9 protein-coding genes are annotated in these 12,236 nt (G+C 65.9%); 2 read left to right on the top strand and 7 right to left on the bottom strand.

Translation table 11 applies throughout. From position 1 onward, the window contains the following. Positions 1-24: 24 nt before the first annotated feature. Positions 25-1,020: a winged helix DNA-binding domain-containing protein gene (locus AO716_RS13080; protein ID WP_160317934.1), complete on the bottom strand. Its 996-nt coding sequence runs from the start codon at positions 1,018-1,020 to the stop codon at positions 25-27. 150 nt (positions 1,021-1,170) lie between these two features. Then, a complete protein-coding gene (locus AO716_RS13075) occupies positions 1,171-2,403 on the bottom strand; it encodes an ROK family protein (protein ID WP_235472084.1) in 1,233 nt (410 codons plus the stop codon). A gap of 110 nt (positions 2,404-2,513) precedes the next feature. Here AO716_RS13075 and gap point away from each other — a divergent pair, with 110 nt between their 5' ends. Further along, entirely contained in the window at positions 2,514-3,524 is a 1,011-nt protein-coding gene (gene gap / locus AO716_RS13070) for a type I glyceraldehyde-3-phosphate dehydrogenase (protein WP_055241407.1), read from the top strand. Here gap and AO716_RS13065 read toward each other — a convergent pair. Together AO716_RS13065 and AO716_RS13060 are read right to left on the bottom strand one after the other, a co-directional pair. Continuing rightward, positions 3,521-4,891 carry an LssY C-terminal domain-containing protein gene (locus tag AO716_RS13065; protein WP_082413557.1) on the bottom strand — a complete coding sequence of 457 codons (1,371 nt, stop codon included), beginning with the start codon at positions 4,889-4,891 and terminating at the stop codon, positions 3,521-3,523. The two genes, gap and AO716_RS13065, sit on opposite strands and share 4 nt — an antisense overlap. Then, entirely contained in the window at positions 4,881-6,509 is a 1,629-nt protein-coding gene (locus tag AO716_RS13060; RefSeq protein WP_055241406.1) for an SLC13 family permease, read from the bottom strand. The genes AO716_RS13065 and AO716_RS13060 overlap by 11 nt, the downstream gene beginning before the upstream one ends. A 227-nt stretch (positions 6,510-6,736) precedes the next feature. Between AO716_RS13060 and AO716_RS13055 the strand changes: the two genes are divergently transcribed. After that, on the top strand, positions 6,737-7,834 hold the full coding sequence (locus tag AO716_RS13055; RefSeq protein ID WP_055241403.1) for a tartrate dehydrogenase: 1,098 nt from the start codon (positions 6,737-6,739) through the stop codon (positions 7,832-7,834). Here AO716_RS13055 and AO716_RS13050 read toward each other — a convergent pair. The 3 genes from AO716_RS13050 to AO716_RS13040 all read right to left on the bottom strand — a co-directional run bounded on the left by AO716_RS13050 (position 7,831) and on the right by AO716_RS13040 (position 12,156). Next, a complete protein-coding gene (locus AO716_RS13050) occupies positions 7,831-9,237 on the bottom strand; it encodes a cryptochrome/photolyase family protein (RefSeq protein ID WP_055241401.1) in 1,407 nt (468 codons plus the stop codon). The genes AO716_RS13055 and AO716_RS13050 overlap by 4 nt on opposite strands. A 77-nt stretch (positions 9,238-9,314) precedes the next feature. Continuing rightward, positions 9,315-11,237: an FAD-binding monooxygenase gene (locus tag AO716_RS13045; protein WP_055241398.1), complete on the bottom strand. Its 1,923-nt coding sequence runs from the start codon at positions 11,235-11,237 to the stop codon at positions 9,315-9,317. A 124-nt stretch (positions 11,238-11,361) separates the two neighbouring features. Next, a complete protein-coding gene (locus tag AO716_RS13040) occupies positions 11,362-12,156 on the bottom strand; it encodes an IclR family transcriptional regulator (protein WP_055241396.1) in 795 nt (264 codons plus the stop codon). Positions 12,157-12,236: the final 80 nt, after the last annotated feature.

Genomic DNA, 12,236 nt, shown 5'->3' with positions numbered 1-12,236 from the left:
TGCCCAACAGTGCTTCCGGAGCCTTCAGGCCCGCTTCACTGTCACCGGTGTGCCCAGGTAGGCGGCATAGCGGTCCGCAGCGCGTTCCACGGCGTTCCAGTCGCGGGTAGTGACCGGCGAAAACGGCTGGACCGAAACCGCCGTGGCGTTCCGGGTGGTCTTCCGCGACCAAATCCCGGCTACCCGTCCGTGCAGCATCAGGGTGGGCTTGAAGACCCCGTTGTTGCCCGGGACCGTCAACGGCGCATGTTCGGCGGTAAGTGCGGCGCTGCGGTCCTTGTAGCCGAGCAGGTATTCATCGAATCCCGGAAGCAGGACGGCGGATTCCAGCCGTGCAGTCTGTGCTGCAGGGGCAGTCGCGGCCAACTGCCAGTGGACGGCGCCGTCGTATTCGATCTCTTCCACCTCCCGGCCGCAGGCCGCGATGCCGCGCCGGACAGCGGTGACGGGCAGCTTGGTCCACCATGCCATGTCAGCAATCGTGGCGGGTGAGCGGCCGGCCAGGTACCGGCGGACCAGCTCGGCCAGGGCGGCGTCCCCTTCAAGGTTCCTGCGCTGCGGTATCCATTCATCGAGCAGGACGAACTGCTGCTCGGCGCCGTTGAACGGTCCAAGAACCGTGGTGCCGGCGACCGCGAGGTGCCACAGCAGATGGTAACCTCGCTGTCCTGCGGTGGAGATGCCTGCGGTCTCGAACCGTGCCAGCAGGTCCTTCCTGCCCAGCGCCGTTCCGCCGGACAGGGATTCCACGGCGGTTTCCCTGGCCCGATCCAAGGTTCTCGGGTCCAGTTCGAGTTCTTCCCGGCGGCGGGCTGCCGAACGCAGCGTCCGTTCGGAGGTAAGAGCCAGGATCCAGTGAACATCTTCGGCACGCATCACGTGCAGGGTGCCCCGGAAGGGCCAGGTGCGAACCAATGCCGCATTGTCGAAGGATTCCCTGACCTGAGCCAGCGTGGCGTCCGTGCGCAGTCCCAGGGACCACAGGACGCCTGGCAGGTCCTGGCCCTGGAGGGCGAACATCCTGGTGCCTGCTGCTTCCGGACCGGCCTGATCCCCTGACGGAGAAGCGGAAAGGGGGAGTCCGTGGCTATGTCGGCGCCGCCGCAGCAGTTCGGTCCGCGTAATGGACTTCATTCCACCCTCCGGTGCCGGGAACCATGAACCGCAAGTCTAAGCCGGGTTCTCCGCCTCCGGTGAGACGGCAGGCACGCTGCCGGGGCGCAAATCAAGCAGGCGGGCCTCCACGTAGTCGAGTGCCAGCCGGACGGCACCGGTGGCAACCAGCATCTCGCCGAGCTCGGAGACGGCAAGGCGGGGCGGATCCGGAACATAGTGTGCCAGCTCTTCGGTCATGACCGGCAGCAGGGCGGTGGCGGAAGCTGCTACAGCACCGCCAATCACGATCAGGCGCGGGTCAAAGAAGGTGGAGACGAGTGCCACAACCCGGGCCATCCGCCGGGCAATCCGGTCAAGGATCTCCGCGGCAGTGCCGTCTCCTGCTGCGGCTGCCTCGAACACGTAGCGTGCTGAAACGCGGTTGGTCTGAGTGCCCACCAGTTCCCGGATCATTCCGGTGTGTCCCGCATCCAGCGCGGCGGTGCCCCAAAGACGGGCCAGTTTGGCAATGCCGTCCTGGTTGCCCACACCCTCCACCAGTTCAAGTCCTCCCATGGTTCCGGCGCGGCCCCGCGCGCCGTGGACCAGTCGTCCGGATTCGATGACACCTGTCCCCAGCCGTTCGCCGGCGAGGATCACCGCAAGGTTTTTCTCATTGGCACCTGCCCCGCGCCAGCGCTCGGCGAGTGCCGCCAGCTTCGCATCGTTTTCGACGAGCACGGGCCAGCCGAAGCCCTTGCTGAACTCTTCGGTGAGGCCAAGGTCGAACATTGGTGCCAGTTCCTGGCCGGGGGCGATGCTGCCTTCGGGCGTCACCTGCGCGGCGATTCCGAGTGCGACCCCCAGCACGCTGGACTCCTGGACCGCGGCATCCGAGAGTGCCTTCCGTGCGGCCGCTATGACCGCAGAGCGGCGGTCTGCGGGCGTACCGCCGCGGTGGGGGAAGCGGGACTCGGTACCGCCAACCACGGTCCCGGCGAGGTTGGAGACCATAACCCGGACGGTGGCCAGGCCGACGTCGAGCCCCAGCACGAACCCGGCGCTCTCGTTGAACTCAAACCGGCGGGCCGGGCGGCCCTTTTGTCCGCCCGTGCGCGGGGAGGGGGCTTCACGCGCCCATCCGCGGGCGATCAGGTCGTCGCACACAGCTATTACCGTGGCCCGGGTGAGGCCGGTGGCTTCGATCAGATCCGTCCCGGTGGCCGACGGTACGCCGCGCAGCACGTCAAGGACAGAGCGCAGGTTGGTACGGCGGAGCAGCTGCGGCGTGCTGGCGGAGGTGTCCAAAGTTAGGGCCCCTTTGACGAGTGGCGGGAATAACAGCATAATTGTACTAGTTCATATATTTAGTCTCTAAATCTAATGACACTCTAACCCCTAGCCTTCAGGAGGCCCTCGTGAGTATCCGAGTTGGAATCAACGGTTTTGGCCGCATCGGGCGCAATTTCCTCCGCGCCGCCCTGCAGAAGGGAAGCGGTTTCGACGTCGTGGCCGTCAACGACCTGGCTGACCCGGAACAGCTGGCCCACCTGCTCAAGTACGACTCGGTCGCAGGACGCCTGGCCGAGGACGTCAGCGTGAGCGACGGCAACCTGCTGGTAGGGGGCCGCACCATCAAGGTTCTGGCCGAGCGCGATCCGGGCAGCCTGCCGTGGCGCGACCTTGGTGTGGACATCGTCATCGAATCCACCGGCCTGTTCACGAAGGCAGCAGACGCTGAGAAGCACATTGCTGCCGGCGCCCGGAAGGTCCTGATTTCCGCTCCCGCCAAGGACGAGGACTTCACGGTGGTGATGGGCGTGAACGACGGCGATTACGATTCCGAGAAGCACAACATCATCTCCAACGCTTCCTGCACCACCAACTGCCTGGCACCGATGGCCGACGTGCTCAACCGTGAATTCGGCATTGAGCAGGGTCTGATGACCACTATTCACGCCTACACGGCAGACCAGAATCTGCAGGACTCCCCGCACCGCGACCTTCGCCGGGCCCGTGCCGCCGCGCTGAACGTGATTCCCACGTCCACCGGCGCAGCCAAGGCCATTGGCGTGGTCCTTCCTGAACTCAAGGGCAAGCTGGACGGCTACGCCATGCGCGTTCCGGTCCCCACCGGCTCGGCCACGGATCTGACCGTCACGGTCAGCCGCGAAACCACCGTGGAAGAGGTCAACGAGGCGTTCCGCGCCGCGGCCGCTTCGGACCGCTGGTCCGGGATCCTGACCTTCACCGAGGACCCGATCGTTTCCTCGGACATCGTCGGGGACCCGGCCTCCTGCATCTTTGACTCCGGCCTGACCAAGGTCCAGGGCAACCAGGTCAAGATCGTTGGCTGGTACGACAACGAGTGGGGTTACTCCTCCCGCCTGGTGGACCTGACCTCGCTGGTGGCTTCCAAGCTCAGCTAGTTCCGTCCGGGGATCCCTTCTCCCCGCCGAAAGGGCAGAAACGGCTCGTTTGAACGCTGAAACGAGCCGTTTCTGCCCTTTCGTTTAAGGTGGGAGAACTTCCGCGCCCGGCCGCTGGAGAGGGCCAGGAGAATGAGCACGTCCAGCGCATAGGCCGGCCGCTCGCTTTGCAGGACCTGGTCCGGGTCCCCTGCAATGAACGTTGCCCCCTGAAGGATGATGGACACCGAGCTCAGGGCCATGGCCGTAATCCGCGCCCAGTTGGTTCCCCTCAGGACCAGCAGCGCCAGGGTGCCTTCGAAGGCCGAGAAGGCCAGCAGCACAATCCCGGCCGGAACGTACACGTCTGCTGCGGCGAACAGTTCGCGGTCATTCCCGGCAAGGTCTGCCACCCACGTCCGTTCGGCCGAGCCGGTAAAGAGCAGCCCGGCAACCGCGAGGGCGGCAGCCACGCGCAGCAGGATCAGCACCGCGCCAACAACAATCGGTGCCGGACGCCCCGCGCGGTGCCGTCCCCGCCTGCCGCCAAGCTGGTCCTGATAAGCCCCGTGCACGGCGCCGGCGTCGAGGATGGGCAGGTTTCCGTCCGTGCGGATGCTGTCACCGCCGCCGTTGCGTGAGTGGTAGCCCGAGGAAAAGTCCTGGATGACTGTCAGGGATACTTCATCGGATGCTCCGAGTACGGATTCAACAACGTGGTCGCGCTCATGGTCCACGTCCGGGCTGATCCGGTGGGTCACCTGCAGCGTGAAGTAGGAGAGTCCCACGGCCCGGTCGTAGGACGCTGCGGCCAGCCAGTCCACGGCGATCCCTCCCGGCAGCTTCCACCCGTCCGGACACTTCCAGAACCGGATATGGTGCCGTTTCCCGGGATTGCCGTCCACTTCCTGCTGGTAGGCGAAGTCCTGCTGGCGTTCGAAAAGGAACAGCGGAGAAACCGGAGCCGCATCGTAGCTGCGGCGGAGGAGGGTCGAGGTGACGATCTTCCAGCTGCTCTCAAAATTTACGGGGTCCGCCTGCGTCCAGCCAGCCGTCCGCATGAGGGCATGCAGCTGCCCGGCGCTCCCGTTGAACGCCAGGTTCACGGGGTCGCCGAACAATCCGTCGCTGGTCCGGGTGCGGCCCATGAAATAGTCGGGCACGTAAATGCTGGTGAGGATCCTGTGCAGCCGGGGCAGTACCAGATAGGCCAGGGCAGCCCAGAAGAACACCAGGAACCAGAGGCGCCTGAGGGTCAGGCTTTCGTCCAGGAGCAGGACGGCAAACCAGATGGCTGCCACCCCGCCGAAAACGAAGAACCCCCAGTCGAAGCCTGCCTCGACGGCGGCCCGGCGCGTCCGGGCCTGTCCGTCCTGGTCAGCCGCCAATCCCCACCAGGCCAACCATGAGCGGCAGCAGCGCGATGATCAGCGCCGCCCCAAGAATGTCGAACACCAGGCCGGTGCGGATCATGCGGATGATCGGGACGGCACCGGACCCGTACACAATCGCGTTCTGCGGTGTGGAGACCGGGAGCATAAAGCCGAACGACGCTGCGAAGGTGGCAGCCAAGGCCGGAACAAACGGGTCCAGTCCCATGGCGGTGCACAGGGGTATGACAATGGGAACCACGACGGCGGCGGAGGCGGTATTGCTGGTGGTCTCCGAAATCAGGATCGCCAGGAGCGTGGAGAAGGCCGTGATCGCAACGATGCTGGTGATCCCCAAGCTGTCCGACGCGGCGTTGCCAATGGTCTCAGCGAGCCCGGTTTCTGCCAGCAGGGCCCCGAAGATGATGCCGGTGCCGAACAGCAGAATGGTTCCCCAGTCGATCTTGGCAGCATCGGTCCATGTCAGGGTTGCCTTCCGTTCCTTCCAGTTCGTGGGCAGGATGAACAGGAGCGACGCCCCCAGCACTGCCACAATCCCTTCATCCAGCCGGTCATCGAGGAAGGCATAAACCTCCGAGTCGGTCCCCGCTATCAGCGAAGCGACTGCGGGGGTCAGCCACAGCACGACTGTGACGCCGAAGGCGATCAGCGTATTGATCTCGGCCCGGCTCATCTTCCCGTGCTCGGCCTTCTGCTCGCGGATGTACTCCTCCACGCCCTCGATCCGGCGGACCTCGGGACGGTTCAGCAGGAACATAACCAGGGCCAGGATGACGAACATGCCCAGGCACAGCGGCGCGGCGGCGGCCATCCACTGGGCGAAGGAGATCCGCTCGCCAGTGGCTTCTTCAATAAGCCCGCGGCCGATCAGGTTCGGCGGGGAACCAACCGGGGTGAGCAGCCCGCCCACGCTGGCGCCGTAGGCAAGCATCAGCATCAGGGCCGCGCCAACCCGCAGTCGGAGCGGATCAAAGTCCGGCCTCACTTCGCCGCGGTCCTGCATCAGCTTGGCAATCACCACCAGGATCCCCAGCGCCGTGGGCAGCAGCATTGCCACCGTGGCGGTGTTGGAGACAAAGGCCGAGAGCAGGCAGGTGATCGCACCGAAGGCGATGATCACCCGGTAGGTTGAGCGCCCGACTCCCGGCAGTGACAGGACGGCGAACGCCAGGCGCTGCGCCAGGCCGTGTTTGAGCATGGCCTGGGCCAGGATGAACGCCCCGATGAACGTGAAAATGGTGGTCGACCCGAACGGCGCGAGCACGGCCGTGGATGGGGCTACGCCCAGGATCACGACGGCGGCGACTCCAATAAGGCCACCGACCGGGATGGGTACAGGCTCACAGATCCACAGCACGATGACCCCCAGCAGGATCGCCGCGAGCAGCTGCTGGGTCTGGTCCATGTCTGAGGGCCACAGCGCGAACACGATGGTGACCGCCGGGGCAAGGAAGAACCCAATGGTTTGGCGGGCTCGTTCAAAACGCTCCTCGCGCGGCGAAAGTGTCTGTTCGCTCAGGGTCCGGAACGTGCGTCCGCCCAGCAGTGCCGCTTCAACGTCAGTTCGGACCGGTTCTCCGCCGCTGGTCCGTGAGGGGGATAGATCCTGGGACATCCTTGTCCTCCGTATCGGTGGGTGACGTGCAGACAAAGGTAGCCCCGCGCACTTCGGCCCGGAAGAGCGGCGGGATGCGGACGGCCCGGGCAGGCTGAACTTCCGGCGCACCAGTCCCGTTCTTTGGGGGGCGGGGCATGTGTGTTGCCTGGCAGAGGGGTGGCATTCCGCCGGCCGGGGCAGATAGGCTCGCGCATTCGGCGAAGTGTTCAGGACGGCAGGACCAGATGGAACAGAGTTTTCGGATTGCGGTAATTCCCGGAGACGGGATCGGGGGAGAGGTAATCGCTGCCGGTCAGCAGGTGCTGGAGGCGCTGGCGCGCGGCTCAGGGGGAACCTGTCGATTCGAGTGGATCGAGTACCCCTGGGGCAGCGCCTACTATGCCGGGCACGGTGTGATGATGGACCCCAAAGGTCTGGAGCTCCTGCAGGACACGGATGCGATCTACTTCGGCGCAGTGGGCTGGGAGAACGTGCCCGACCACACCAGCCTGTGGGGCCTGCGGCTGAACATCACCCAGAACTTTGACCAGTGGGCAAACATCCGTCCGGTGAAGTTCCTGCCCGGAATCCAGTCCCCCCTTCGCCGGGCAGACACTGCCGATTTGGGCTGGATAGTGGTCCGGGAGAACTCCGAAGGAGAATACGCCGGGCTGGGTGGGCGGAACCTTGCCGGCCGCGGGCCCGGCAACGAGGTCGCCGTCCAGACAGCGCTCTTTACCGAGGCCGGCTGCGAACGGATCATCCGGTTCGCGTTCGACCTGGCTCTCGACCGGACTGTGCCGAAGGTTTCCTCGGTGACCAAGTCGAACGCCCAGCAGTACGGGATGGTCCTCTGGGACGAAGTGTTCCGCCGGGTGGCAGCGGACTATCCCGGCGTGGAAACCGAGAGCGTCCTGGTTGATGCCATGAGCGCAAAGTTCGTTCTGCAGCCGGAGAGCCTGTCCGTTGTGGTGGCGTCCAACCTTTTTGCAGATATCCTCTCCGACCTTGGATCCGCACTGGCGGGCAGCCTCGGGCTGGCCGCCAGCGCCAACCTCAACCCCGAGCGGCGCTTCCCGTCCATGTTCGAACCGGTGCACGGATCCGCGCCGGACATCGCAGGGCGGGGAATCAGCAACCCGGTGGGAGCGATCGCCAGCGGCGCCCTGATGCTGGACCATCTGGGACTGCCGGGGGAAGCCCGCCGGCTGGAGCAGGCGATTGAGGCCGTCACGGCGTCGGGCATAAGGACCCGCGACGTTGGCGGCAGCGCCGGAACGGCGGAAGTCACTGAGGCCGTCATCGCTGCGCTTCGTGCCACCGCAGCAGGCGGAGCGGGCTAGCGGATGCTTCCATACGCGTCGAGGGCGTGCTGCCGGGATTCCCCGAGGTCCACCAGCGGCTCCGGATAGGACGGCGTCAACGCTTCCGGAACCCATCTGGCGATGTAGGCGCCGTCGGGATCAAAGCGTTTGGCCTGGGTCACGGGGTTGAAGATACGGAAGAAGGGAGCTGCGTCTGCCCCGGAACCTGCCACCCACTGCCAGTTGGCGGGATTGCTGGCCGGATCCGCGTCCACCAAGGTTTCCCAGAACCATTCCTCGCCCACGCGCCAGTGGACGCCAAGGTTCTTGACCAGGAAGCTGGCGGCGACCATACGAACGCGGTTATGCATCCAGCCCATCTCCCACAGCTGGCGCTGGCCGGCGTCCACCAGCGGAATTCCGGTGAGTCCGGCCTTCCAGGCATCCAAGGGGTCCAGATCCTGCAGCGGATCCGCCGCGCGGCCGGCGCGCAGGATGGGCGGAGTCTGCGGACCGGCATCCTCCGGCCATTCCCAGGGAAAAGCATCGAAGGCCGGGCGGAGGTTCCTCGTTGCCAGGTCCGGATTGTGGAAGAGCTGATGCCAGCAGAACTCGCGCCAGCCGATTTCAGTGCCGAACACGTCCGGACCCGGGCCGTTCCCCCGGACCCGGGAGAGCGCATGCCAGACCTGGAACGGGCTGAGGTGTCCCCACCGCAGGTACGGAGAGAGTCTGCTGGTCCCGGGCGTGGCAGGGTGGTTCCGGCCGTCCTCGTAATCCTGCACCGGCCCGTCGAGGAACTCCCGGAGAGAGGCCAGTCCAGCCCTTTCACCGGGAGTCCAGGCTTTGGAGAGGCCCGCGGACCAGTCAGGGTTGCGGGGCAGAAGGTTCCAGTCGTTGAGGTCCTCACCGGCAGGCAGGCCCGACGGCGGTGCGGCGCACCTGGCCGGAGTGTCCAGCGGTGCACGGAAATCCAGTGCCGAGACCGTGCGCCAGAACGGAGTGAAGACCCGGTAAGGAGCGCCCTGCCCGGTGCGAACAGTCCAGGGTTCGTGGAGCAGAGAGCCCTGGAAGCTCTCTGCCTGGAGTCCGGCGGCGGCGGCCCATTGTTTGATGGCGGTGTCCACTTCACGCTCGGGACCGCCGTAGCGCCGGTTCCAGAAGATCCGGTCGGCACCCGACTGGCGCAGAAACCCGGGAACGCTCCGGGCCGCTGGTCCCCGAAGGAGCACCAGGGGGATACCGAGCGCTGACAGATCCTTCTTCAAAGCCAGCAGTGCGTGGTGCAGCCACCACTTCGCCGCCGAACCGAGGGGGCGGATCCCCTCCGTCTCTTCGTCCAGGACGTAGAGGGCTGCGGCATCGCCCTCATGTACGGCGGCCAGAAGGGCGGGGTTGTCCGCCGTGCGCAGGTCATCGCGCAGCCAGGCAATGGAGACCACGTGCAGGTCCTTTCACTGGTGGTGCACCGGGTAGTACGACCCTACCCGCGGCGGAACCTGCATGCGCGTTCCGCGGGTTAGTTCGCAGGCTCCAGCATGATCCCTGCGAAGAAGTCTGCAAGTTCCCCGTGGGCGTCCAATGGCAGGACATGGGCCACGTACTGGTCCGGGCGCACCACCACCAGGGCTCCGCCGCTGCGGTCGATGCCGCGCTCGTCGAAGATGTCCCCGGCACGCGGGTCCGGTGTGAACGTCTTCTCGTAGTCAATCAGTCCAAAGGGCTGCTTCCGGGGAAGCAGGAAGGCAGGTAGGTCAGCCACACTGAAGCTCCGGTGTCCCTGCTGGTAGACAGCACGCATGTCGAAGACCCCGTCGGGGTCGGCGCCCGCGGGGGTATAGAGACGCACGGGGGAAGCCGGATCCCCGGACAGGTAACGGCAGAGCCCGGCGAGCCGGGAGTCCGCATCCCCCGGGGCTGCGGCGTCGGCAAAGGCATAGAGCCGCCAGCGCCCGTCGGCCTGCGCCTGGTGCCCCAGCTCCAGCGGTTTCGCATCTGCAAGGCGGATGACCGGGGCGGAGTGGAAACGTTCGCCCACCGGGAAGCCCTTGGCCAGGTCCTGGTAGTCAGCGGTACCGGTGATCTGGTTCTGCGGGTACTCCGTCGCGAAGCCGGCAGTGAAGCGCCCGCCCTGGGTGAAGATTGCCTGCCGCTCGGCCGGATCCATGCCTCCGCCGTCGGGATTGGCCGGGTCCCTGGGTTTCGCCGCCATGGCGCTGGACCAGAGCAGATCGAAATCGATCAGCCTCTGCGCGATCACCTGCCGTTCAGCTGAGTAGGTGTCCAGCAGCGACGCTGGACTTCGGTCCTGAAGAACCGCTCCAAGTTTCCAGCCGAGATTGAAGCCGTCCTGCATGGACACGTTCATCCCCTGGCCGGCCTTCGCCGAATGGGTATGGCAGGCGTCTCCGGCAATGAACACGCGGGGGGAGCGGCTGCCGCGTTCCTCCGGCCGCACGTCGTCGAACCGGTCTGCAACGCGCTGCCCGACTTCGTACACTGACCACCAGGCGATGTCCTGGACCTCGAGCGTGTAGGGATCGAGAATCCTGCGGGCTGCCTCAATGATGCTTTCGGCGGTGAAGCGGTTCCGTGCGTCCCGGTCGCCGGGGTCAAGGTCGCCGAGGTCCACGTACAGGCGCACCAGGTAGCCGCCCTCGCGGGGAATGATGAGGATGCTGCCGCCGGACGCGGACTGGATGGCCGATTTCAGCCGGATGTCCGGGAAATCGGTAACCGCCAGGACGTCCATGACTCCCCAGGCGTGGTTCCGCGCGTCGCCGCGCAACTGGATGCCGAGGGACTTGCGAACAGCCGAGCGGGCGCCGTCGCAGCCCACCACATACTTGGCGCGCACCGTCACTTCCTCACCGGTGTCCGGTCCTCCGGTGCGGCGGAGCGTCACGGTGACGGGATACCCGCCACCGTTTCCGACGGTGACAGCTGTGGCTTCCAGTCCGTAGTCCGGTTCCAGGCGGGTGGGGGAGTTGCGCATGTGCTCGAGCAGGTAGTCCTGCATCCGGGCCTGGTTCACGATCACGTGGGGGTATTCGGAGAGCCCGTCGGCGACGTCCTGGACCCTGCCCGTGCGTTCGATTCCGGTTCCGGCGGCTGCGGGACCCCAGAACGTGGTCTCGTTAACCCAGTAGGCTTCGCGCACCAGCCTGTCCGCGAGGCCGAATGCCTCGAACATTTCCACGGTCCGGCAGGCGACGCCGTCGGCCTGGCCTTTCGCCAACGGACCTTCCCGGCGTTCGACAATGCGAGCGGTGATACCTGGAAACTCGGCGAGCTGGGCTGCAAGGACCACACCCGCCGGGCCGGTTCCCACCACAAGGACGTCGACTTCCTCAGGCAGGGGGCCTTGCCCGTTTTCGCGGCCGGGGGCTGCGGGCCGGACATCGGGGTCGCCGGGACGGTAGCCGTCGGAATAGAACTGCACTGTTGCTCCTGCGGTTGGGCGGCCCGCTGCGGGGGCCGGAAACGTTGCTGGCGCCGCGGGGCGCTCCGGCCAACAGTAGTGACGCACGGAACACATGGAGTACAGGATTCTGCACAGCAGAATGTTAGGAAGTGCCGGGGATCAGTCCGCCCGTGTCGAGGCCACGGACCAGGTCCCGGCCTGCGGTCATGAGTGTCCTCAGGGTGGCTGTTTCCTGGATTCGTTCGGCGCGGTCCAGGGGAGCGCTGACCGAGATGCCCAGCACTGCCTGGTGCCGCGGGGAGGCAGAGACGGGAACTCCGACGGCGGCAAGTCCCGCCTCCGTGCCTCCGATGTTCACGGCGTAGCCGAGTCTGCGGACCTCCCGGAGTTCGTTCAGCAGTTCCGGCACCCGGACGGTGCCCGACGTCCCGGGCTGGGGCTGGCGGGCATAGAGGTGGCCGACGGCGGAGTCGGACAGGGTGGACAGGATCGCTTTCCCAGCCGAGGACAAATGGGCTGGAAGGACTGTTCCCGCGCGGTTGCCCACCCGGAGCAGCTGCGGTCCCTCTGCACTGAAGAGGTATCTGGCGGTAGTGCCAACGCGTTCCACGAGGTTGACTGTTTCCTGGAGGCCGAGGGCCAGTGCTTCCAGATGAGGACGCGCGGCGGCGATGAGTGCACGGTCGGGGCCGGCTGCCGTGCCGCTGCGCAGGGCAGGGCCGGCGCAGTACCGCCGCTGGTCGTCCTGGAGGGCGAATCCGCGGTAGACCAGCGTGGACATTAACCGGTGTGCAGTGGACGGGGCTACGTCGAGGGCCCGCGCTGCGTCGGCGATCCGCAGCCAGCTGTTCTCCTGCAGCAGGAGGATCAGCTGCAGGGCACGGTCTGCTGAGTCGACGGCATAACCGGGCTTCTTGACGATTCGAATGTTCTGCACAGCAGAATCCTAATGCGGCACTGTGTTCTTCAGCACGAAAGTAGTTGTCTAAGGCAACCACTTGTATAGTTGACATGAAT

The sequence above is a fragment of the Arthrobacter sp. Edens01 genome (assembly GCF_001307035.1).
GTDB lineage: Bacteria > Actinomycetota > Actinomycetes > Actinomycetales > Micrococcaceae > Arthrobacter_B.
The sequence above is the reverse complement of the archived record's forward strand: the minus strand, read 5'-3'. Positions and strand labels throughout refer to the sequence as shown.